Source organism: Stenotrophomonas sp. 85239_Sma (assembly GCF_056481725.1).
The window spans coordinates 1127142-1149304 of record NZ_CM151163.1 but is presented as its reverse complement, the minus strand read 5'-3'; the positions used below and the strand labels follow the sequence as shown (position 1 = coordinate 1149304).

The 22163-nt window shown below is 67.9% G+C and carries 25 protein-coding genes; 16 read left to right on the top strand and 9 right to left on the bottom strand.

The annotated features are described in order from the left end of the window. Window positions 1-110: 110 nt before the first annotated feature. From ACYKG1_RS05460 to ACYKG1_RS05440, 5 genes are all read left to right on the top strand, one after another. Window positions 111-749 (top strand): PepSY-associated TM helix domain-containing protein, encoded by a 639-nt coding sequence (locus tag ACYKG1_RS05460; protein ID WP_100471536.1) that lies wholly within the window; start codon window positions 111-113, stop codon window positions 747-749. A gap of 26 nt (window positions 750-775) precedes the next feature. After that, entirely contained in the window at window positions 776-1294 is a 519-nt protein-coding gene (locus ACYKG1_RS05455) for a DUF2271 domain-containing protein (protein WP_100471535.1), read from the top strand. Window positions 1295-1369: 75 nt separating this feature from the next. Continuing rightward, the gene (locus tag ACYKG1_RS05450) at window positions 1370-2173 is read left to right on the top strand and encodes a DUF4198 domain-containing protein (RefSeq protein WP_262226332.1); all 804 of its coding nucleotides are present in this window, start codon (window positions 1370-1372) and stop codon (window positions 2171-2173) included. A 51-nt stretch (window positions 2174-2224) separates the two neighbouring features. Continuing rightward, window positions 2225-3196: an FAD:protein FMN transferase gene (locus tag ACYKG1_RS05445; RefSeq protein ID WP_478472039.1), complete on the top strand. Its 972-nt coding sequence runs from the start codon at window positions 2225-2227 to the stop codon at window positions 3194-3196. After that, a complete protein-coding gene (locus ACYKG1_RS05440) occupies window positions 3193-4797 on the top strand; it encodes a sulfite reductase subunit alpha (protein ID WP_478472038.1) in 1605 nt (534 codons plus the stop codon). Before ACYKG1_RS05445 ends, ACYKG1_RS05440 begins: the two co-directional genes overlap by 4 nt. A gap of 166 nt (window positions 4798-4963) precedes the next feature. On the opposite strand, the gene ACYKG1_RS05435 is transcribed toward ACYKG1_RS05440, so the two are convergent. The 4 genes from ACYKG1_RS05435 to ACYKG1_RS05420 form a co-directional block, all read right to left on the bottom strand. Further along, the gene (locus ACYKG1_RS05435) at window positions 4964-5572 is read right to left on the bottom strand and encodes a HutD/Ves family protein (protein ID WP_262226330.1); all 609 of its coding nucleotides are present in this window, start codon (window positions 5570-5572) and stop codon (window positions 4964-4966) included. A 34-nt stretch (window positions 5573-5606) separates the two neighbouring features. After that, window positions 5607-6332 carry a murein L,D-transpeptidase catalytic domain family protein gene (locus ACYKG1_RS05430; protein WP_100471530.1) on the bottom strand — a complete coding sequence of 242 codons (726 nt, stop codon included), beginning with the start codon at window positions 6330-6332 and terminating at the stop codon, window positions 5607-5609. Between the two features lie 16 nt (window positions 6333-6348). Next, window positions 6349-7428, bottom strand: coding sequence for a L,D-transpeptidase (locus tag ACYKG1_RS05425; RefSeq protein WP_262084669.1), 1080 nt, complete (start codon window positions 7426-7428; stop codon window positions 6349-6351). A 351-nt stretch (window positions 7429-7779) separates the two neighbouring features. Continuing rightward, the gene (locus tag ACYKG1_RS05420; protein WP_049422785.1) at window positions 7780-8106 is read right to left on the bottom strand and encodes a ComEA family DNA-binding protein; all 327 of its coding nucleotides are present in this window, start codon (window positions 8104-8106) and stop codon (window positions 7780-7782) included. A 199-nt stretch (window positions 8107-8305) separates the two neighbouring features. On the opposite strand from ACYKG1_RS05420, the gene ACYKG1_RS05415 reads away from it, so the two are divergent. The 4 genes from ACYKG1_RS05415 (at window position 8306) to murU (ending at window position 11934) form a co-directional block, all read left to right on the top strand. Further along, window positions 8306-9799: a M20 family metallopeptidase gene (locus tag ACYKG1_RS05415; protein ID WP_049422700.1), complete on the top strand. Its 1494-nt coding sequence runs from the start codon at window positions 8306-8308 to the stop codon at window positions 9797-9799. Between the two features lie 69 nt (window positions 9800-9868). Beyond that, window positions 9869-10138, top strand: coding sequence for a GlsB/YeaQ/YmgE family stress response membrane protein (locus tag ACYKG1_RS05410; protein WP_005415577.1), 270 nt, complete (start codon window positions 9869-9871; stop codon window positions 10136-10138). A 63-nt stretch (window positions 10139-10201) separates the two neighbouring features. After that, complete coding sequence (locus ACYKG1_RS05405; RefSeq protein WP_478472036.1) at window positions 10202-11227, top strand: aminoglycoside phosphotransferase family protein; 1026 nt, start codon at window positions 10202-10204, stop codon at window positions 11225-11227. After that, window positions 11224-11934, top strand: a complete 711-nt coding sequence (gene murU / locus ACYKG1_RS05400; RefSeq protein WP_478472034.1) for an N-acetylmuramate alpha-1-phosphate uridylyltransferase MurU — start codon at window positions 11224-11226, stop codon at window positions 11932-11934. Before ACYKG1_RS05405 ends, murU begins: the two co-directional genes overlap by 4 nt. Before the next feature lie 502 nt (window positions 11935-12436). On the opposite strand, the gene hda is transcribed toward murU, so the two are convergent. Genes hda through ACYKG1_RS05385 form a run of 3 tightly spaced genes read right to left on the bottom strand, consistent with a single transcriptional unit; the run spans window position 12437 to window position 15449 of the window. Continuing rightward, window positions 12437-13144 (bottom strand): DnaA regulatory inactivator Hda, encoded by a 708-nt coding sequence (gene hda, locus ACYKG1_RS05395; protein WP_100471525.1) that lies wholly within the window; start codon window positions 13142-13144, stop codon window positions 12437-12439. Beyond that, on the bottom strand, window positions 13144-14313 hold the full coding sequence (locus tag ACYKG1_RS05390; protein ID WP_100471524.1) for an AI-2E family transporter: 1170 nt from the start codon (window positions 14311-14313) through the stop codon (window positions 13144-13146). The genes hda and ACYKG1_RS05390 overlap by 1 nt, the downstream gene beginning before the upstream one ends. Then, the gene (locus ACYKG1_RS05385) at window positions 14310-15449 is read right to left on the bottom strand and encodes a DUF2066 domain-containing protein (RefSeq protein ID WP_100471523.1); all 1140 of its coding nucleotides are present in this window, start codon (window positions 15447-15449) and stop codon (window positions 14310-14312) included. Before ACYKG1_RS05385 ends, ACYKG1_RS05390 begins: the two co-directional genes overlap by 4 nt. Window positions 15450-15548: 99 nt before the next feature. Between ACYKG1_RS05385 and purM the strand changes: the two genes are divergently transcribed. The 7 genes from purM (at window position 15549) to ACYKG1_RS05350 (ending at window position 20468) form a co-directional block, all read left to right on the top strand. Then, the gene (gene purM, locus ACYKG1_RS05380; protein WP_478472033.1) at window positions 15549-16607 is read left to right on the top strand and encodes a phosphoribosylformylglycinamidine cyclo-ligase; all 1059 of its coding nucleotides are present in this window, start codon (window positions 15549-15551) and stop codon (window positions 16605-16607) included. A 21-nt stretch (window positions 16608-16628) separates the two neighbouring features. Then, on the top strand, window positions 16629-17117 hold the full coding sequence (locus ACYKG1_RS05375) for a hypothetical protein (RefSeq protein ID WP_478472031.1): 489 nt from the start codon (window positions 16629-16631) through the stop codon (window positions 17115-17117). Beyond that, entirely contained in the window at window positions 17114-17536 is a 423-nt protein-coding gene (locus ACYKG1_RS05370) for a hypothetical protein (protein WP_478472030.1), read from the top strand. The genes ACYKG1_RS05375 and ACYKG1_RS05370 overlap by 4 nt, the downstream gene beginning before the upstream one ends. Window positions 17537-17576: 40 nt before the next feature. Then, complete coding sequence (locus ACYKG1_RS05365; protein ID WP_100471519.1) at window positions 17577-18236, top strand: DUF2238 domain-containing protein; 660 nt, start codon at window positions 17577-17579, stop codon at window positions 18234-18236. Further along, window positions 18233-18892 (top strand): phosphoribosylglycinamide formyltransferase, encoded by a 660-nt coding sequence (purN, locus tag ACYKG1_RS05360; protein ID WP_262083247.1) that lies wholly within the window; start codon window positions 18233-18235, stop codon window positions 18890-18892. The genes ACYKG1_RS05365 and purN overlap by 4 nt, the downstream gene beginning before the upstream one ends. 68 nt (window positions 18893-18960) lie before the next feature. Further along, window positions 18961-19782, top strand: coding sequence for a DUF3108 domain-containing protein (locus tag ACYKG1_RS05355; protein ID WP_478472029.1), 822 nt, complete (start codon window positions 18961-18963; stop codon window positions 19780-19782). A 2-nt stretch (window positions 19783-19784) separates the two neighbouring features. Beyond that, entirely contained in the window at window positions 19785-20468 is a 684-nt protein-coding gene (locus ACYKG1_RS05350; protein ID WP_100471516.1) for a DUF3108 domain-containing protein, read from the top strand. 79 nt (window positions 20469-20547) lie between these two features. On the opposite strand, the gene ACYKG1_RS05345 is transcribed toward ACYKG1_RS05350, so the two are convergent. Beyond that, window positions 20548-20874, bottom strand: coding sequence for a hypothetical protein (locus ACYKG1_RS05345; RefSeq protein ID WP_100471515.1), 327 nt, complete (start codon window positions 20872-20874; stop codon window positions 20548-20550). After that, window positions 20871-22142, bottom strand: coding sequence for a UDP-N-acetylglucosamine 1-carboxyvinyltransferase (murA, locus tag ACYKG1_RS05340; protein ID WP_014646237.1), 1272 nt, complete (start codon window positions 22140-22142; stop codon window positions 20871-20873). Before murA ends, ACYKG1_RS05345 begins: the two co-directional genes overlap by 4 nt. Window positions 22143-22163 lie beyond the last annotated feature (21 nt).

Here is a 22163-nt window from a genome sequence, read left to right as displayed (position 1 = left end):
GGCCGCTGGCCGGCAGCCGACAACGCCTCTGGGATACAGAACGATACGCAATTGCGAGCTATTCTCACCAATGATGTAATGGGCAGTCCGCCGTCAGCCCGAACCACGCCGTGAGCCGTCCTGCTTCTTCCACCGTGCAGCAGCAACAGAACCGTGGCTTCTGGCTGCGGACGCTGCACCAGTGGCACTGGATCAGCTCGGCGGTGTGCCTGGTCGGCATGCTGCTGTTCGCGGTGACCGGCCTGACCCTCAACCATGCCGCAAAGATCGAAGCCAAGCCCCAGGTGCAGAACCAGCACCTGGAACTGCCGGCCACGTTGCTGGGCCAGCTGGGCACGCGCGAAGACGGCAACGCGCCGATTCCGGGCCCGGCCCGGCAATGGCTGGACACGCAGCTGGGCATCGCCATCGGTGGACGCCCAGCCGAGTGGTCGGCCGAAGAGATCTACCTGTCGCTGCCGCGCCCCGGTGGCGACGCCTGGCTGAGCATCGACCGCCAGACCGGCGCGGTGGAGTACGAATCGACCTCGCGCGGCGTGGTGTCCTACCTCAACGACCTGCACAAGGGCCGCAACGCCGGCCCGGCGTGGGGCTGGTTCCTGGACCTGTTCGCCGTGGCCTGCCTGGTGTTCTGCGTCACCGGCCTGTTCCTGCTGCACCTGCATGCGCGGCAGCGGCGCATGACCTGGCCGCTGGTCGGGCTCGGCCTGATGATCCCGCTGCTGATCGCCCTGCTGCTGATCCACTGACTTTCCTTCGTTTCCGGAGCCGCCCCATGCGCGTCACCCTGACCATCGCCCTCAGCGGCCTGCTGGCCACCTCGCCGGCCTATGCCACCACCCTCGACATCAACGTCGAAGTGCCCAAGCTCAACGTGGCCGAGTACCACCGCCCGTACGTGGCGGTGTGGCTGGAAGGCGCCGACCAGAAGGTCGCGGCCAACCTGTCGGTCTGGTACCAGCAGACCAGCAACAGCGAAGGCCACGGCACCAAGTGGCTGCCCGACCTGCGCCAGTGGTGGCGCAAGAGCGGCCGTACCCTGCAGGTGCCGGTGGACGGCGTGACCGGCCCGACCCGCCCGGCCGGCAAGCACGCACTGTCGTTCAGCGACAAGCAGCCGGCCCTGAAGCAGCTGGCCCCGGGCAACTACACCCTGGTGGTGGAAGCAGTGCGCGAAGTGGGCGGCCGTGAACTGCTGAAGATCCCCTTCACCTGGCCGGCCACCGCCGCGCAGAACGGCAAGGCGCAGGGCGCCACCGAACTGGGCCAGGTCACCCTTGCCGTCAAACCCTGAAAAGGGGACGGAGGGGATTAAGTCGTAATCCCCTTCCCCTTGTCGCATCACCCCGTATCCACTGGAGTCTTCCGCATGAAGCGCACGCTCGTCCTCGCCGCCGCCCTGGCCGCTGCCCTTCCCTTCTCCGCCCTGGCCCACAAGGCCTGGCTGCTGCCCTCGCAGACCGTGATCGCCGGCAATGCGCCGTGGATCACCGTCGACGGTGCGGTCTCCAACGACCTGTTCTACTTCAACCACGTGCCGCTGCGCCTGGAGTCGCTGGTGATCACCGCCCCGGATGGCAGCACCGTGCAGCCGCAGAACGCGTCCACCGGCAAGTACCGCAGCGTGTTCGATGTCGAGCTGAAGCAGCCCGGCACCTACCGCATTGCGTCGGTCAATGACGGCCTGTTCGCCACCTACGAGCAGAACGGCGAGCGCAAGCGCTGGCGCGGCAGCGTGGCGACCCTCGGCGAACTGCCCAAGGATGCGAAGAAGCTGGACGTGAGCCAGTCGATCGGCCGCGTGGAGACCTTCGTCACCAACGGTGCACCGAACGACACCGCACTGAAGCCGACCAACCGTGGCATCGAACTGGTCGCCGTCGGCCATCCGAATGATCTGTTCGCCGGCGAGGAATCCACCTTCCGCGTACTGGTCGATGGCAAGCCGACCGCAGGCCTGGAGTTCGAGATCGTGCGTGGCGCCACCCGCTACCGCAACGCGCAGGACGAACTGAAGCTGACCAGCGACGCCAAGGGCGAGATCAAGGTGACCTGGCCGGAGGCCGGCATGTACTGGCTGGAAACCGGCACCGAGGACAACAAAACGTCGGTGAAGCAGGCCGCCAAGCGCCGCCTGAGCTACGTCGCCACGCTGGAAGTGCTGCCGCAGTAGCGTGGACCGCGATGCCGGGCTCTCCCGGCATCGCAGCCGCAGCGCACCACCATGACGGATCCCCTGCTCGACATCGCCCGCCTCGGTGGCACCACCATGGGCACCACCTGGAGCGTGTCGCTGGTCGCGTCGCGCCAGCGCGACCTGCACCCGCTGCATGCGGGCATCCAGGCGCGGCTGGATGAGGTGGTCGCGCAGATGAGTACCTGGGAACCCGGCTCGGCCCTCAGCCGTTACAACCGCGCCGACGCCGGCCAATGGTGCGTGCTGCCGGCCGAGACCCGCCACGTTCTGGCCTGCGCACAGGCCATCGCATCCAGCAGTGGCGGCGCCTTCGATCCCACCATCGGCCCGCTGGTTGCACTGTGGGGCTTCGGCGCGCATGCCGGTGAACGCCGCCAGCCCGATGCCGCCCTCCTGCAGGCCACGCGCAATCGATGCGGTTGGCAGCGCCTGCAGTGGCAGGACGATGGGCTGTTGCAGCCGGGCGGGCTGGAACTGGATCTCTCCGCGATCGCCAAGGGCTTCGGCGTCGACCATGTCGCTGCATGGCTGCGTGCTCAGGGCATCACTGCGGCGCTGATCGAAGTCGGCGGTGAACTGGCCGGCTACGGCCGCAAACCGGACGGCCAACCGTGGCGCGTGCTGGTGGAATCCGCACCGGAAGAGGATGCGCACACCGATACCCCGCCACGGGTGCTGGCGCTGGACGGCAAGGCAGTGGCCACCTCCGGCGATCGCTGGCACCAGTACCAGGCCGATGGCGAGGCCTACAGCCACAGCCTGGACCCGCGTACCGGCAGGCCAGTGCGCCAGGTTGCAGCAGCAGTAACCGTGGTGGCCGACGACGCCATGCACGCCGATGCCTGGGCCACCGCACTGACCGTCCTCGGTCGCGAACCGGGCATGGCGCTGGCCGAGCGCGAAGGACTGGCCGCGCGCTACCTGCAACGCGCAGCGGATGGTCCCCGCGAATTCCTCAGCAGCGCCTTTCAGCGCCTGCTCGACGGGCAGGACGCATGAGCACTCGGCCATCGCGCGCGTGGCTCGGCAACGCACTTGTACTGATCGTACTGGCGCTGATCGCCTGGGCGCTGCTTCGCCTGCACCTCGGCGAAGCCTGGTGGCAGGGCGCACCGCCGGCACGGCAATCGCAGATCGCCATCATCGCCACCGCGCTGTACGCGCTGGCCTGCGCAGCACTGTGGTGGCGCAGTCGTCCGCGCGATGATGCGGCGCCCGGCGGTACCGCACCGATCCTGCTGGTCTGGTCCAGCCAGACCGGCTTTGCCCGCGCACTGGCCGAACGCAGTGCCGAGGCCCTGCGTGGCGCCGGCGTGCCGGTGCGCGTGCGCGGATTGCATGAGGTGGATGCCGCGCTGCTGGCTGCCAGCCAGCGTGCGTTGTTCATCGCCAGCACTACCGGTGAAGGCGATCCACCCGACCATGCCCTGCCGTTCCTGCGCGGGGTGATGGCCACACCGCCCTCGCTGCAGCATCTGCAGTACGGCGTGCTCGCGCTGGGCGACCGCAGCTATGGCCACTTCTGCGGATTCGGCCATCAGCTGGACCAGTGGCTGCGCCAGCATGGTGCGCATCCGCTGTTCGATGCGATCGAAGTCGACAATGCCGATCCGGCCGCGCTGCGACATTGGCAGCAGTTGCTCGGACAACTTGGCGGGGGCGCCAGTGAACTGCCCGACTGGAGCCCGGCCGAGTACCAGCCGTGGATGCTGCTGCAACGCGAGCATCTGAACCCGGGCAGCCCCGGCGGCCCGGTGTACTGGCTACGCCTGCAGCCACCGGCTGGCGTCGACGTGCAGTGGCAGGCCGGAGACATCGCCGAGATCGGCCCACAGCACGCACGCCACAGCGCGCGGGCCTGGCTCGATGCTCAGAGCTTCGATGCAGACACCGTGCTGGATGACGGGCAGACGTTGCTGGCCCGCATCGAGCGCTCGCATCTGCCCTCGCTGGTTCCCCCGGGTGATCTGCCTGCGTTGCTGGCGACCCTGCAACCGCTGCCCCACCGCGAGTACTCCATCGCCTCTGTGATGGCCGACGGCGCGGTGGAGTTGCTGCTGCGCCGCCAGCTGCGCATCGATGGCACACCCGGCATCGGCAGCGGCTGGCTGTGCGACCACGCCGCACTCGGTGAACCGGTACAACTGCGCCTGCGTCGCAACGACAATTTCCATGGCGTGCCCGCCGATGTGCCGCTGCTTCTGATCGGCAACGGCACCGGCATCGCCGGCCTGCGCGCGCACCTGCACGAACGTGCCCAGCGTGGCGCGCGCTGTACCTGGCTGCTGTTCGGCGAGCGCACCGCCGCGCACGACTTCCACTTCGGCGAAGAGCTGCAGGCGATGCTGGCCGACGGCACGTTGGCGCGGCTGGATGCAGTGTTCAGCCGCGACGGGGGCACGCACCGCTACGTGCAGGACCGGCTTCTGGCCGAAGCAGCCACGCTGCGGCAATGGGTGGATGAAGGCGCGACGATCCTGGTCTGCGGCAGCCTGCAGGGCATGGCCCCGGCCGTGGATGCAGTGATCGAGCAGGCACTGGGTGCCACAGGCAAGGAAGCACTGCTGCTGGCCGGTCGCTACCGGCGCGATGTGTATTGAGGCCACCGCATCCTGGCGGGTGCGAACCGCATCCTGGCGGGTGCGAACCGCATCCTGGTGGGCGCGAACCGCATCCTGGTGGGTGCGAACCTTGGTTCGCACCATGACGCCGTGTCGGCGGCCGCATCCACGCATGGCGTGGATGTTGCCTACCGGCGCCAGCAAATCATCCCCCCGCCGCACGGACCCGTATTGCCAGCACCTCTCCGCCACCGGTGAGTGCATGCCGCTGCCGTTCCCCCGCCGCCAACCACGCGGTGTCTCCCGCCTGCAGCGCCGGCAAACCGCTGTCGGCAGCAAACGCCGCCTGGCCGGCCAGCAGGTGCAGCGCCCAGGCCACGCCCGGTTCGCAGAAGAAGAACATCGACCCCACCAGTGGCCGGTGCAGCAGTTCGGCCTGCAGCAGGTCACGCTTCCACATCAGGTTGAAGTCGTGGGTGGTGCCATCGACCAGTTCGCCGTACAGCGCTTCCTCACCGGCAAAGCGCACCCGTCCGTGCGGAGGCAACACTTCAGCCACATGGTCATCGTCGAAGCGCAGGCGCACGCCATTGCCCTGCAGCAGCACCAGTTCGCGCTCAACGCCGGGAAACGCGGAGAAAGCGGCGTCCTGCTCGATCTCGGCCACCGACAGGCGCAGCGCCCAGTCATCCCCCTGCGCAGGCAGGCGCAGGATCTCGCGGGTCCAGCCCAGGCCGTTGCGCCAGCGCTCGCGGCGATAGTCCAGGCTGGAGATCACCTGGCTCGGAGTGTGCAGCAGGGAGTCGATGTTCATCGGCGCATTGCATCATGCTGCGCGCCGTCGTGCATCACCGCGTAGCGAGCGTACCCTGGCCACCGCACCCGCCGGCCAGCAGCTGCGAGTGCTTCAGCCAATCCTGGTCGGGGTAGTAGGCAAACACCATCGTGCCGCCCCGCAACGCATCGATGAGTGGTTTGGCCACCGACAGCCGCACCGCCGGGCAGCCCAGGCTGCGGCCGAGCCGTCCCTGCAGCTGCGCGGTGGCCGGATTCACGTACGGCGCGCCGTGGATGACGATCGCACGGTCGCGTGCGCGGTCGTTGAAGCCCGGCTCAAGGCCGGCCAGGCGCAGCGAATAGCCGTTGCCGCCCATGTAGGTTTCCTGCGCGGTGAACGCGCCGAGGCTGGACATGAAACTGCCATCGCGGTTGGAGAAGTGCTCGGTGTGGTTCCCGCCGCTGTTGCGGCCATGCGCCACCCACTCCTCGAACAGCAGCCGCTGGTGGGCCAGGTCGAACACCCACAGGCGTGGCTCGGTGGACGGCCGCGAATAGTCGATCACACTGAGGCGGTCGCCGTTGATGCCCAACTCCGGCCGTTGCAGCGCGCAGCGCATGGCGTGCGCCGCCAGCTGCAGTACGTGGCGGTCGGCCTTGGGCGCGCTGCGCGACAGCAGGGCCGCCAGATCATCGGCAGAGGCAGCGAGGGCGGGCGTCCGTGCCAGCGCCGGGGCGCTGGCAGAGCTCGCCAGCAGGCCGAACGCGGCCAGCCGGCACAGGCGGGATGCAGTCATGGGCACAACGAGGGCGTCAGTTGCCCTTGAGGGTGGACCCTGGCGGCTCGGATTCCAAGACCGGCTGCATCCCGGATTCAGCCGGGCTTGGGCGGACCGCCGGCAGCGAGGTGACCAGCAGGGTCGTGCCCGGCACCAGCACCTGGTACAGCTGGCGGGCGAAATCGGCCGGCAGCGCCATCGGCAGCGAGGGCGTGGCCAGCAGATCCGGGGTGGCCTGGGCACGGTCCTGGCCCAGCAGCGGATAGGCCGTCCACTGGTGCAGGCGCTGGCTCACGTCCAGCGGGCTGGGCGTATCGCTGTAGCCCTGCCCCATCACGAACAGGGTGGTGCCCTGGAACGCCGGCAGGGCGTCGGCCTTCAGCGGCGACTCGCCGATCATCACGCCATCGCGCAGCACATACAGGCGCTGGTCGTGCAGGCTGACCAGGATGCCGACCTGCCCGGCCGGCGCCGCACTGCCGTCCCACCAGGCCTGCGCCGGCGCCCCGCCCTCGGCCTCCGGCAGGGCCTGGCCGCGTGCATTGACCGGTGCCAGCACCGACGGATAGGCCAGGGTCATCGGCGAACTCTTGGCATCGGCGACGACCACGGTATCGCCGCGCTGGGTTTCGCTGAACAGCTTCTGCGCGAAGGCCTGCGGCAGGCGCACGCAGCCATGCGAGGCGGGGTGGCCGGGCAGGCTGCCGCCATGCAGGGCGATACCGTCCCAGGTCAACCGCTGCATGTAGGGCATCGGCGCGCTGTTGTAGAGGTTGGACTTGTGGTCCTTGTCTTTCTGCAGGATGGTGAACACCCCGGTCGGCGTCTCGTGCCCGGCCTTGCCCGAACTGATCGTAGTCAGGCCGATGGCAATGCCGTTGCGATACACGTAGGCGCGCTGCTCATCGAGGCTGACCACCAGCACGATCGGCCCGGTCGGTGAGATTTCCGGATGCCACAGGTACTCGCCCGGCTTCAGGTCGGTCGGCCCGCGTACCTCGGCGGTGCTGGCGGCAGCGGGCTTGGCAGCCGACGCAGGCGCAGCGGCATGGGCCGGCAGCGGCAGCGCCAGTGCAAGGGCGAGCATCAGGGTGGTAGTGCGGTGCGGAAGCATCCAGCGGCGTCCTTTCCATGCGGAGCGGCCACCGTACACCATCGGCCCGTGGTGGCCGCGGCAAAACCGGGTGGCGGAAATGAAACTGCCCGGCGACACAGCCATGTGTCGTACCGGGCAATCGTTACGTCCTTGTCGGCCTGCTGCCGCCCCCTCGCATCCTGCGCTGTGGGGGTAGCGTTGCATCCTGCACGCGGCCGCGTCTGTCCTGTTTGTATCTCAGCCCCTTCCACAGGTCTGTGATGCCACCATCCTGGTGATTGGTGCCGCGTCCTGCGGCGGTCGGTGGTCACGGCCTTCCTGTCCGTAACCGGTGAACCAGCCTCCTGCCGGTTCCGACGATTCCTGCTGTCAGCGCCTGGGTACGGTCCGCACCGGTACCGATCCGGGTACCGGATCCGCCGGCAACAACCTGTTGCCTACGGTGATCCGCTGTCGATTCCGTTCGACGATCGCTTTCCCTATCCCCTTCACCTGCGTCAGGTCCTCGACGCGATGAAACGGGCCGTGTCTGCGCCGGTGCTCGACGATCGCCTCGGCCTTGGTGGCTCCGACCATCGTCAATCCCTGCTGCAGCGCCTGGGCATCGGCGCGGTTGATGTCGATCGGTTCGGCGGCATGCGCCCCAGCGATCCCCACTACCAGCACCAGTGCCCTCAACACGACAAACCAAGGCACGACGTGTATCTCCCTGTGATTCTGGCCGCCCCGACCGGCGATCCCGTCGGTAGGAACAGTGTCCGTCACCACATGTGCACAGCCTATCGGTTTCCCGGATTTCCGTAAGCCAGCCAAATACCCGACGTGATGTAGGAAAAACCCTACCCTCGGCACAGGCGTAGAATGCGCGGATCAGCCCATGCAACCGGAGTTTCAGATGGACAGCGCCAAGCTCGGCCAATTCGTCAATGACAAGTGGGACAGCGAAATCGTCCCGCAGTTGGTCGACTACATCCGCATTCCCAACAAGTCGCCGATGTTCGACGCCAATTGGGTGCAGAACGGCTACATGGAACAGGCGGTCACCCTGATGGAGAACTGGGCCAAGGCCCAGGAACTGCCCGGCCTGAAGGTTGAAGTGGTGCGCCTGGAAGGCCGTACCCCGCTGATCTTCCTGGAAATTCCCGCCACCGGCGCCGAGACCGGCGACGACACCATCCTGCTCTACGGCCACCTCGACAAGCAGCCGGAAATGACCGGCTGGGATGACGACCTCGGCCCGTGGACCCCGGTCCTGCGCGGCGACAAGCTGTACGGCCGCGGCGGTGCGGACGACGGCTACGCCATCTTCGGCTCGCTGGCCGCAGTACTGGCGCTGCAGGCCCAGGGCCTGCCGCACGCCCGCTGCGTGGTGCTGATCGAAGCCTGTGAAGAGTCGGGCAGCTATGACCTGCCGGCCTACGTCGATCACCTGGCCGACCGCATCGGCAAGCCGTCGCTGGTGGTCTGCCTGGATTCGGGCTGCGCCAACTACGACCAGCTGTGGTGCACCACCTCGCTGCGCGGCCTGACCGGCGGCAACTTCACCGTGAAGGTGCTCAACGAAGGCGTGCACTCCGGTGATGCGTCCGGCGTGGTGCCGTCCAGCTTCCGCCTGCTGCGCCAGCTGCTGTCGCGCATCGAGGACCAGGACACCGGCCGCATCCTGATCGACGGCATGAACGTTGAGATCCCGGCCGAGCGCCAGGAACAGGCCAAGCGTGCCGCCGAAGTGGTCGATACCGAGATCTTCGAGAAGTTCCCGATGGTCGACGGCCTGCGCCCGATGAACGAGGACCTGACCGAACTGGTGCTCAACCGCACCTGGCGCCCGGCGCTGTCGGTCACCGGCGTGGGTGGCATGCCGGCGCTGGAATCGGCGGGCAACGTGCTGCGCCCGCAGACCTCGGTGAAGCTGTCGCTGCGCCTGCCGCCGACCGCCGACGGCAAGACCTGCGGCGAACTGCTGAAGGAAGCGCTGCTGCGCGATCCGCCGAACGGCGCCCACGTCACCCTGGACCTGGAAAAGGCCTCCACTGGCTGGAACGCCCCGGCCATGGCGCCGTGGCTGACCCAGGCCATCGACGACGCCAGCCAGGCCTTCTTCGGCAAGCCGGCCATGTACATGGGTGAAGGCGGCTCGATCCCGTTCATGGGCATGCTGGGTGAGAAGTTCCCGGGTGCGCAGTTCATGATCACCGGCGTGCTCGGCCCGCATTCCAATGCGCATGGCCCGAACGAGTTCCTGCACATCCCGATGGGCAAGAAGGTCACCGCCTGTGTGTCCAAGGTGATCAGCGAGCACTACGCCGCCAGCCTGCGCGGCGAGACCAGCGGTTCGCCGGTGGCTGCCGACAGCGGCACCCGCCACGGCGACCACGGCTGCTGCTGATCCGGCACCCGTGACGGACGCAGCCTGGCCTTGCTAGGCTGCGTCCACACTCAAGCGGAATCCGCGCGCATGAATGGTCTGTTCGGCAGCAGCAGCTGGCTGTACATCCTGCTGGTTGGCTTCTTTGTCGGCCTGCTCGGGCGTTTCTTCATGCCCGGCAACAACCGCATGGGCTGCCTGCTGACCATCGTGCTGGGCATTCTTGGTGCCCTGCTGGCCGGCTGGTTCGGCCAGTACATGGGCTGGTACGCCCCCGGCGAACCGGCCGGTTTCCTCGGTGCGGTGGTGGGCGCGGTGGCCGTTCTTGCCGTCCTGCGCCTGTTCAGCGGTCGCCGCTGACGCCGCTCCCCCTTCCTTCCTGTTGCCGACGTTGGTGCGCCCAGCGCGCCCGGATATGCCTGCATGACCGAACCCGCTTCCGATCCCCAGCGCAGCGCGCAGCGCCTGCAGTGGGCCCGTACCCAGCTTGATGATGCCGACGCGGTGGTCGAACGCGCCTCGGTCGATGCCGGCATGCGCAGCTATTGGCGCACCACCGGCACGCGCGGCAACCACATCGTGATGGACGCTCCGCCGGGGCTGGAAGATCCGCGGCCGTGGCTGCGCATGCGCGGCCTGCTGCACGACCACGGCCTGCGCGTGCCTGCGCTGTTCGCCCAGGACCTGGAAGCCGGCTTCCTGCTGCTGGAAGATCTCGGCGGCCCGACCCTGGCGAAGATCCTCGACGAGCGCAACGCCGATGAATGGTTCGGTCGCTCGATCGAACAGCTGCTGCGCCTGCAGGCGATCCCGGTACCGGCCGACTTCGGCCAGTTCGGCGAAGCGCTGCTGCAGCGTGATGCCGGCCTGTTCGACGAATGGTTCCTGCAGCGCCATCTGAAGCTGGAGCTGGACTGTGGCGAGCTTGAAGGCCTGCAGCTGGTGCACCGCCGCTTGATGGACAACGCGCTCGGCCAGGCCCAGCTGATGACCCACCGCGACTACATGCCGCGCAACTTGATGCCGGTCGACGATGGCCCTGCCGTGCTGGATTTCCAGGACCTGGTGCGCGGCCCGATCGCCTACGACGCAGTGAGCCTGTTCAAGGATGCGTTCCTGAGCTGGCCGCTGCAGCGCGTGGACGAGTGGCTGGCGCAGTACCACGAGCGCGCACGCAGCACCGGCCTGCCGGTGCCCGACCGCGCCACCTTCCTGCGTGATGCCGACTGGATGGGCATCCAGCGCCACGTGAAGATCCTCGGCCTGTTCTGCCGCCTGCGTTACCGCGACAACAAGGGCCACTACCTGGACGACGCACCGCGCTTCATCACCTACCTGGATGAAGTGCTGCCGCGCTACCGCGAACTGGCGCCGCTGCAGCGGCTGCTGGAAGAGCGCATCAAGCCGGCGCTGGCCGAGCTGGCCGCACCGATGCGCGTGGCCCGATGAAAGCACTGGTCTTTGCCGCAGGCCTCGGCGAGCGCATGCGCCCGCTGACCCTGCACACCCCCAAGCCACTGCTGGAAGTGGCCGGCAAGCCGCTGATCGTCTGGCACCTGGAACGCCTCGCGGCGCTGGGCGTGCGCGAGGTGGTGGTCAACACCGCGTGGCTGGCCGAACAGTTCCCGGCAACGTTGGGGGATGGCAGCCAGTGGGGCCTGCGTCTGCATTTCCTGTACGAAGGACAGACCCCGCTGGAAACCGGCGGTGGCATCCTCAACGCACTGCCGGTGCTGGGCGACGCCCCGTTCCTGGTGGTGAACGGCGACATCTGGACCGATTTCGATTTCACCACGCTGCCACGCGAGCCGCAGGGCCAGGCGCATCTGGTGCTGGTCGACAATCCGGCGCAACACCCGGACGGTGACTACCGGCTGGACGCACAGGGCCTGCTGCATCACGACCGCACGGGTCCGTGCCTGACCTATGCCGGCATCGGCGTGTACCGTCCTTCGATCGTGGCCGACTGGCGCACGGTGATCGGCGATGCGCCGGGCAGCGAGCGGTTGCCACCGAAGTTCTCGGTGGTGCCGTTGCAGAAGCATTTCATGGTGCAGGGATTGATGACCGGGCAGCATCACCGTGGGCGCTGGACCGACGTCGGGACGGTGGATCGCCTGCGCGCGCTGGATGCGGAGTTGGCGGCGAACGGCTGAGCCCCTCGTGGCGGGTCGCTCAAATCAAAAGCCGTGCTTGGCCGGGCGAGGTGGGTTCGCGGGGGACGCCGTGAACCCATCCATGGGGGCTTGGCCGCGGCAACCATGCCGCGGACACCCCCGCGAACCCACCCCGCCCGGCCTCTGACAGTTTCCGTGTGCGTCCAGCCACGGAAAAGAAAAAAAAGAAAAGCAAAAGCGGGTCGCTTCGCTTCGCTTGCTCTAGTGTCGACCAACGGTCGTCACCTACCACAAGCAAGACACGTGTCGGCCAGGGTCGACACCCACCAACAGCCGCGGGAACCTGTCGAAGGCGGGGTGGGTCCGGTTGCGGGGGCGTGAGCCGCATGGATGCGGCGACCGAGCTTACATGGACGTACTTGCAGCGTCCCCCGCAACCGGACCCACCCCGCCATCCCACGGATAGCCCGCTTTTGACGTTGACGTTGACGTTGCCCTGGCTTCGGCGGGTGCAGGGCGCAGCCTGCAAAGAAACCCATCCTCAGTAACGAGGCCGGCCTTCTTCCAGCACCTGGCGCAGGAACGGCACGGTGATCCGCCGCTTCGCCGCCAGCGACTCACGATCCAGCCAGTCCAGCAGGGTGATCAACCCACCCAGTTCACGACCGGTGTGCGACAGCAGCCACTCGATGGCCGCCTCGTCGATCGCCAGGCCGCGGCGCAGCGCGCGCTCGCGCAGCACTGCTGCTCGCCCTTCCTCATCCAGTGGCTGCAGCTGCACGCGCACGCACTGGCCCAGCCGCGAGCGCAGGTCCGGCAGCACCAGGCCCAGTTCGCCCGGCGCCTTCTGTGCCGTGTAGAGCACGGTCACGCCAGCAGCGCGCGCCCGGTTGTGGAAATCGAACAGCGCGATTTCGTCCTCGCGGTTGCCGGCGACCTCGTCCAGGCCGTCCAGCGCCACCAGTTCGCGCGCTTCCAGCCCGTCCAGCGCCGCGCGCACCCGGCCGGCGGCACTGGCCAGCGGCACGTAGGTTGGCAGTCGCCCGGCCTGCTCGGCGCTGGAGCACATCGCCAGCGCCTGGTGGGTCTTGCCCGTGCCCGCCGCACCTTCCAGGTAGACCCAATCGTGGCTGGCGCCGACCGCGATCGCGCGCAACTGCGCCAGCGCGCCGTCCGGCGCGCCGATGAAGGTTTCCAGGCGCTGGTCCCGCGGATAATGCAGGGCCAGCGGCAGTTGCGGCACACCCATCACTTCAGGTCGGGGCCCTTGTCGTCCGGAACGATGATATGGGGAGCGTCGACCACGCCATCAAGCACGATCGCCGGCTTTTCGCCCACGTACAGCTCGCTCTGGCGGTAACGCTGGTGGGCATAGCGCAGCAGCACGTTGGTCACCGCCGCCACCGGCAGCGCCAGCAGCATGCCGAGGAAGCCGAACAGCTGGCCGCCGGCCATCACCGCAAAGATCACCGCTACCGGGTGCAGGCCGATCTTGTCGCCAACGATGCGCGGGGTCAGCACGTAGCTTTCCAGCAGCTGGCCCACGGTGAACACCACGCCGACCAGCAGCAGCAACTTCAGGTCGAAGCCCTGCGCCTGCACCAGCGCGGCCACGATGGCCATCAGGATGCCGGTGGTCGCGCCCAGGTACGGGATGAAGCTGATCAAGCCGGCAATCAGGCCGATCAGCAGGCCCAGCTTGAGGCCGACCAGCGACAGGCCGCCGGCGTAGATCACGCCCAGCGCCAGCATCACCAGGAACTGGCCGCGGATGAACGCCCCCAGCACCTCGTTGGACTCGCGTGCCAGCGCGCTGATGGTGCCGATCTGGTTGCGCGGGATTACCGACGCGACCCGCTCGACCAGCTTGTCCCAGTCGCGCAGGAAGTAGAACGCCAGGATCGGCAGCAGCAGGATGTTGACCACCCAGGTCACCATCGCAAAGCCCGAGCGCGAGACGTAGCCCATGAACGTGGTGGCGAAGCCGCCGGCCTGCTGCCAGTGGCTGCGCACCCATTCGATCAGGCGGTCCGGATCCAGCCACTGCATCACTTCCAGGCCGGTCTTCTGCTCGAACCAGGGAATGCCCTTTTCCATCAGCCACGCCTGTGCCTGCGGCGCGACCGCAATCAGGGTGGTGATCTGGCGCTCGATCATCGGCACCAGCACCAGCAGCAGCGCCACGATCACCAGCACCATCGCCGCGAACACCAGCACCACGCCGGTCATGCGCGAGCGGCCGGTGGCCTCGATGCGGTCCACCAGCGGATCGCCCAGCCAGGCCAGCGCCAGCGCCAGCACGAACGGGGTCAGGATCGGCGCCAGCAGCCACACCACCCAGCCGATCAGGCCGGCGAACAGGATGTACTTCAGGCGGCGCAGGAACTGCGCGATTTCCGCTTCCGGGGTCAGGTTCATCGCAGGCGGTACTCGTTGCTGACCGGCGCAGCGACCGGGGCCCCGGTGGTGTCGTCGATCGGCGTCGGCAGAGCCGGCAGCGGTGCGCTCGGCACCAGCACGCCGTTGTCGCCCAGCATGCGGTTGAAGCCGGCCAGGCCGGTGGTCATCTCCAGGCTCAGTTCAAGCTGGCCGGCCGAAGCGTGCAGCGGGGTGACGTTGCGCACCACCGGCACCTCACGCAGGCCGGCGGCCAGGCGCAGGTAGTCGTCGGCACTGTTGATGCCGGTGACCACCACCCGGTAGGTCCCGGCCTGGCCGACGGCGGCGCCGGCCTTGGCATAGCGCTTGACCAGCGCATCGGCGGCACCATCGGCACCGGCCGCCATCGCGCGCATGGCGTTGGCGTCCTTGCTGGTCCACTTGTTCAGCTCACGACCGTTGTCGACGAACACCCAGTCCGCCTGCCAGCCGCCATTGGCGCGGTACAGCTTGCCGATCAGCTGCATCGGCGGCGAGTAGCGGGAGGAGGCGCGGGCCACGGCGGCGCTGTCCTGGCGCCAGATGGCACCGGCCAGTGCCTGTTCGGCGGCGCCACCGCTGGGCAGGCCCAGCTTGTAGCCGCGCTCGATGGCGCGGTTCAGCAACGGACGGGCGGCATTGGCCTGCTGCACGCTGACCAGGCGCGGGCCACTGCCGTCGTCGACGGCCAGCCACAGCACCGGCTTCGGTCGCGGCTGCGGCCACAGCGGCAGGCCCAGCGCCGATACCAGCGAATCGACGTCGTCCTCGCGGAAACGGGCCACCAGCAGGGTGCGGAAGCTCGGTGCGCCGCTGGCGCCCACGCTCTGGTCCTGCTTGTAGTCGTAGCTGGCCACGTAGTCCTTGGCATTGCGTAGCGCCTGCACCACGCCGGGGCGTGACATCACGTTGCGGTCGCCGGACAGCTTGCCCAGCACCACGCTCAGGGCACGGGCCAGGGCACCGTTGCGATCGGCTTCGGCCTGGCTGTTGACGGGCACTTCGGCCTCGTAGGCACCCGAGGCGGTGGCAACATCTCCCTCGGTGCGCAGGCCGCTCTGGGCCATCGTGGCCATCGGCAGGCTCAGTGCAAGGAGCAGGGTCAGAATCAGGCTGCGGCGCATCAGGACATCCATTGGCTCGACGAATCCGGGGGAATTGTTGCCCGAATACGGCCTTTGCGCCAATGCGGCCTGTTAAAATCGCTCGTTCAACCCCTGCCAGCGCCGACGCCCGTGACCAACACCCCGTCTTCCGCCCCCTCCCCCCTCACCTACCGTGACGCGGGTGTCGACATCGACGCCGGCAATGAGCTGGTCGAGCGGATCAAGCCCCTGGTCAAGCGCAGCTTCCGCCCGGAAGTGATGGGCGGCCTGGGCGGTTTCGGCGCCCTGTTCGACCTGTCCAACAAGTACCGCGAGCCGGTGCTGGTGTCGGGTACCGATGGCGTGGGCACCAAGCTGAAGCTGGCCCATCAGCTGAACCGTCACGATACGATCGGCATCGACCTGGTCGCCATGTGCGTGAACGACGTGCTGGTGCAGGGCGCCGAGCCGCTGTTCTTCCTGGATTACTTCGCCACCGGCAAACTGGACATCGACACCGCCGCGGCGGTCGTGGGCGGCATCGCCAACGGCTGCACCGAGGCCGGCTGCGCGCTGATCGGCGGCGAAACCGCTGAAATGCCCGACATGTACGCCCCGGGCGAGTACGACCTGGCCGGCTTCACGGTCGCTGCGGTCGAGAAGAGCGAGCTGAAGGACGGCGCCAGCGTGGCCGCCGGCGACGTGCTGATCGGCATTGCCTCGTCCGGCCCGCATTCCAATGGCTACTCGCTGGTGCGCCGCATCTACGACCGTGCCGGCCGCCCGGCCGAGCTGGAACTGAAAGGCGGCGTGAAGCTGGTCGATGCGCTGATGGCACCGACCCGCCTGTACGTGAAGCCGATCCTGTCGCTGCTGAAGTCGCACGGCGAAGCCATCCACGGCATGGCCCACATCACCGGTGGCGGCCTGACCGAGAACATCATCCGCGTAGTGCCAGACGGCCTCGGCCTGGACATCCAGGCCTCGTCCTGGACCCTGCCGCCGGTGTTCCAGTGGCTGCAGAAGGAAGGCGCCGTGGCCGACAGCGAGATGTGGCGTACCTTCAACTGCGGCATCGGCTTCGTGCTGATCGTGGCAGCGGACCAGGTCGCCGCGGTGAGCGAGGCGGTCAAGGCACAGGGCCTGGAACACTGGACCATCGGCCAGGTGGTCACCGCTGAAGGCGCCGAGCGCGTCCACATCGGCTGAACCCGGCCCCGAGGAGCCCGCATGGACGCAATGCCCCCCCTGACGCCCGCCCCCGTGCCGCCGCCAACGACGGTGGCACCGGCGTTCAGCAGCCAGGATGCTGACCATCTGCGCATGCTGTCGATTGCGCACTACGTGGTCGGTGGCCTGATCGCGCTGTTCTCGATGATCTTCATCGTCCACATCGTGCTGGGCATCACCGCCCTCAACGGCAATCTGCCGATGAATTCCGGCGGCCAGCCCTCGTCGCCGGCCGAACAGCGCCTGTTCGGCTGGATGTTCACCGTCATCGGCTGCGTCATCGTGTTCGCTGGCGTGACCCTGGGCGCGTTCGTCGCCTATGCCGGCCGCTGCCTGGCGCGCCGCCGCCGCTACCTGCTGTGCCTGATCATGGCTGGCCTGGCCTGCCTGTTCACGCCGATCGGTACCGTGCTGGGGGTGTTCAGCCTGATCACGCTGCTGCGCCCGCAGGTCAAGGCCGCGTTCGACACCGCCGGTACCGCGGCATGACGAGCCCGGGCACGCCTCCGCCGCTGCCGCAGCAGTCGCTGGCGCAGCTGCAGCTGGCCAGCCACCTGCAGACGCTGAAGGTGCTGTTCTACGCGCTGGCGGTTTTCCACTGGGTAGCTGCGCTGGCCTTCCTCGGTTTCATCGGCCTGGTCGCCAGCTCGCGCGGGCTGGACGATGGCGCAGTGCTGGCCACGGTGTACGGCGCCGTTTCAGTGCTGGCTGCCGTGCTGGGCTTCGTGCAGCTACACACCGCGCGCCTGCTGTCGCGTCGCACCGGGCTGGCCTGGTGCCAGCGCGCGGCCTGGCTGGCGGTGCTGGCCGGCCCGTTGGGCATGGCCCTGACCGCCTATGCCTGGGTGTTCCTGTCCAAGCCCGACATGGCCGTGCTGTTTGACCGCGGCGACCACCTCAGTGTCTGAGCCTGCAGGCAGACGACCGCCCCCTTCTGATCGACCCGACATGTCCTCGCCTGCCATCGCCGCCCCCGTTGCTGCCAGCACTCATCGCTTTTCACTACCGAAGAAGCTGGCCTTCGCCGCCGTGCTGGCGGTGTTCGCGATCAGCTGGATCCACCCGCTGTGGCCCACCGAACAGGCCCTGCACAGCACCCTGACCGTGATCGGCCTGGCCGCATTGCTGTGGATCGACCGCCGCGGCTGGATGGGCAACGGCGCCTTCATCGCGATCTGCGGCTTCATCGCGCTGCATTGCGTGGCGGCGCGCTGGCTGTACTCGAACGTGCCTTACGACGCGTGGGCGCAGGCGCTGACCGGCTGGTCGCCCAATGCGGCGTTCGGCTGGCAGCGCAATCATTTCGACCGCCTCATCCACTTCCTGTTCGGCGTCTGTTTCACGCCGGCACTGCTGCAGCTGGCACGCCATGCGTGGCCGGCGCTGCGCCGCGGCCAGGCCTTCAGCCTGGCGGTGATGACGGTGATGTGCGCCAGCCTGGTCTACGAGTGGTTCGAGTGGGCCATCGCGCTTGCCCTGTCGCCGGATGCCGCCGAGGCCTACAACGGGCAGCAGGGCGACATGTGGGATGCACACGCCGACATGCTGATGGCCACCGTGGGCAGCCTGCTGACCTGGCCGCTGGTCCGCCGGAGTACCCAGCAATGACCGCGCCCACCCGCATTGCCGTGCTTGCCTCCGGCCGCGGCAGCAACCTGCAGGCCATCCTCGATGCCATCGCCGACGGCCGCCTGCCCGCCGAGGTGGTCGGCGTGTTCTCCGACCGCCCGTCCGCCGCCGCGCTGCAGCGGGTCGGCGCCAGCCTGCGCTGGGCGCATGCACCGAAAGAATTCGATGACCGCGCCGCCTACGAGCAGGCCTTGGGCGATGCGCTGGCCGCGGTCGCGCCGGATTTGATCGTCTGCGCCGGCTACATGCGCATTCTCGGCGCCGCCTTCGTGCAGCGCTTCAATGGCCGGCTGGTCAACATCCACCCCTCCCTGCTACCGCTGCACAAGGGGCTGGACACGCATGCGCGGGCGCTGCACGCCGGCGATGCGGAGCATGGGGCCAGCGTGCACCTGGTGGTGCCCGAGCTGGATGCCGGCGCCGTGCTGGCCCAGGCGCGGGTGCCGGTACTGCCCGGCGATGACGCGAACAGCCTGGCTGCACGCGTGCTGGCGGTGGAGCACCCCCTGCTGATCGCCACCCTGCAGCTGCTGTGCGCCGGCCGCTTGGCTGAACGGGAGGGCCAGCCGCAACTGGATGGTCACCCCCTGTTTAGCCCACTGGTCCTAGATTCCGCCGGGAACCTGAACCGGTAACGCCCACGCACACGCCCCGCTGACTGCGGGGCTGGCATCCTGCCCCCCTCCTGCAGCTCCTGTCCTCCATGAAGACCACGACCCTGCTGTCCACTTCATTGCTGCTGTCGCTTGCCGTGCTTCCCGGCGTGGGTTGGGGCCAGGCACAGACGCCCGCCGCCCCGCCGGCGCCGGTGCCAGCGGTGCAGCCGCCGGCCGAAACGACGACCCCGGCCCTGCCGGCATTGGCGTGGGAACCGCCGCCGCTGCAGCCGTTCAGCGCTACCTACCAGGCCTTCTACAAGGGCAAGGAAGCGGGCGATGCCAGCATGCAGGTCACCCACACCGGCGGCAGCCAGTGGCGGGTGGACATGCAGGTGGTCGGCCGCCGCGGCTTCGCCAGCGTGCTGGGCCTGAACATCGAACAGAGCACGGTGTTCGAAGAGCGCGGTGGCACCTATGCACCGCTCAGCCAGAGCACGGTGCGCAAGGGCCTGTTCCTCGGCAAGAAGGCGGTCGGCACGTACAACTGGCAGGCCGGCACCGCGCAGTGGAGCGGCGACGTCAAGAAGGAACGCGCGCAGCCGATCCCGCTGCAGCCGGGCGACCAGAGCGCACTGCTGATCAACCTGGCGATCATGCGCGATGCCCGCCCCGGTGCCACCATGCACTACCGCTACGTGGACATGGGCAAGGTCCGCCAGCACGACTACCAGGCCGCGCCGCAGACCGAGAACGTCGAGGTCGGCGACCTGTCCTACAACGCGCTGCGGGTCTACCGGACCAACGGCGGCAACAACGAAACCATCCTCTGGATCGCCAACGGTGTCCCCACCCCGGTGCGCATCCTGCAACGCGAAGACGGCGAAGACCGCGTGGATCTGCGCCTGATCGAATACCAAGGAGTCTGAGCATGAGCACCCTGACCCGCCCCCTCACCTGGATCGCCGCGGCCGCGCTGTCCGTGGCCAGCCTGCCGGCCATGGCGCTGCAGCCGTTCAAGGCCGATTACCTGGCCAGCTACATGGGCATGCAGGCCAACGGCACCATGACCCTGGCCAGCGAAGGCAGCAACAAGTGGCGCTACAGCCTGCAGGTGAAGAACCAGCTGGCCGACCTCAGCCAGAGCACCGTGTTCGAGGAAGTGCGTGGCCAGCTGCGCCCGCTCAGCAGCCAGGACCGTTCGGCGCTGCTGGTGAAGAAGCGCAACGTGCAGGCCAACTACAACTGGACCAGCAACCAGGCCACCTGGACCGGCGACATCAAGCCGGACCGCGCCGGCCCGATCGCACTGAAGGCCGGTGACATGGATGCACTGCTGATCAACCTGGCAATCGCCCGTGACCTGGCCGCAGGCAAGCCGCTGACCTACCGCATGGTCGACGAAGGCCGCATCAAGAACATGACCTACCGCGTGATCGGCAAGGAATCGATCACCGTGGGCGGCAAGAGCTATGAAGCCACCAAGGTCTCGCGCGCCGACGGCAACAAGGAACTGATCGCCTGGATCGTGCCGGAGTTCCCGGTGCCGGCGCGCATGCTGCAGCGTGAGAGCGGCCGCGATGCGCTGGACCTGACCATCAAGGCGATGAACTGACCGCCCGGGGTCGGATCCCTTTCCGTCGGAAAGGGATCCGACCCCGCGAAAAGAAACGCCCGCTTTCGCGGGCGTTTTCTTATTTCTTCGCTTCGGCCGGTTTCTCTTCGGCCGCCTTGAACTCGGTGCGGCAGTCCACGCGGATCTGTTCACCCGTGCTGCGCCAGACGAAGGTTCGGCAATGGCGGTTGCCGTCCTGGCTGTCGTTCACCGCAACCGCATGGAACGACTCGATGATTTCGTCGCGCGAAACGGTGCCATCGCCGTTCCAGTCCATGTCCTTCTGCTCGATGCCCTGGGTGATGGCGATGTTGGCGTACCAGGCATAGCCCAGCCACGCCAGCACGATCAGCACCAGCGCCAGCAGCGCCTTGCGGCGCGGGCTGAACTTGCCGCGCAGGATCATGGCACGCGCCGGATGGTGGCACCGAGCGAAGACAGCTTCTCTTCGATGTTCTCGTAGCCACGATCAAGGTGGTAGATGCGGTCGATGGTGGTCTCGCCGCTGGCCATCAGGCCAGCCAGGATCAGCGAGGCCGAAGCACGCAGGTCGGTAGCCATTACCGGCGCACCGCTCAGGTGCTCGCTGCCGCGCACGATGGCGGTGTGGCCTTCAACCTGGATGTCCGCGCCCAGGCGCAGCAGTTCGTTGACGTGCATGAAACGGTTCTCGAAGATCGTTTCATTGATCACGCCCACGCCGTCGGCCACGCAGTTGAGCGCCATGAACTGCGCCTGCATGTCGGTCGGGAACGCCGGGTACGGCGCGGTGGTCAGGTTGACCGCCTTCGGCCGCTTGCCCTGCATGTCCAGGGTGATGGTGTCGTCGGTGGTCTCGATCTTCGCACCGGCTTCGACCAGCTTGGACAGCACTGCATCCATGGTGTTCGGGCGCGCACGATTGACCGTAACCTTGCCACCGGTCATCGCCGCGGCCACCAGGAAGGTGCCGGTTTCGATGCGGTCGGGCAGCACTTCGTGGCGCCCACCGGACAGGCGCTCGACGCCTTCGATGACCAGGCGGGCAGTGCCCAGGCCTTCGATCTTCGCACCCAGCGCGATCAGGCAATGCGCCAGATCGGTCACTTCCGGTTCCATCGCGCAGTTGTCGAGGATGGTGGTGCCTTCGGCCAGCACCGCGCCCATCAGCACGTTCTCGGTGCCGGTGACGCTGACCATGTCGAAGGTGAAATGGCCGCCCTTCAGGCGCTTGGCGGTGGCCTTGATGAAGCCGTTCTCGACCACGATCTCGGCGCCCAGGGCCTGCAGGCCCTTGATGTGCTGGTCGACCGGACGCGAACCGATCGCGCAGCCGCCAGGCAGCGACACTTCCGCCGCGCCGAAGCGGGCCAGCAGCGGGCCCAGCACCAGGATCGAGGCGCGCATGGTCTTGACCAGCTCGTACGGTGCCACGTGCTGGTTGACCGGACGCGGGTCGACCACGATCGCGCTGCCGCGCGACAGCGTGCCCTGGTCGATGGTGACCTTGGCGCCCAGTTCGCCCAGCAGCTTCACCGTGGTGACCACGTCGTGCAGGTGCGGCACGTTGGTGATCTCCACCGGCGCATCAGCCAGCAGGGTCGCGCAGAGAATGGGGAGGACGGCGTTCTTGGCGCCGGAGATGCTCACTTCACCGTGCAGCGCAGCGCCGCCGGTCACAACGATCTTGGCCATGTATTCGGGATCTTCTGCGGT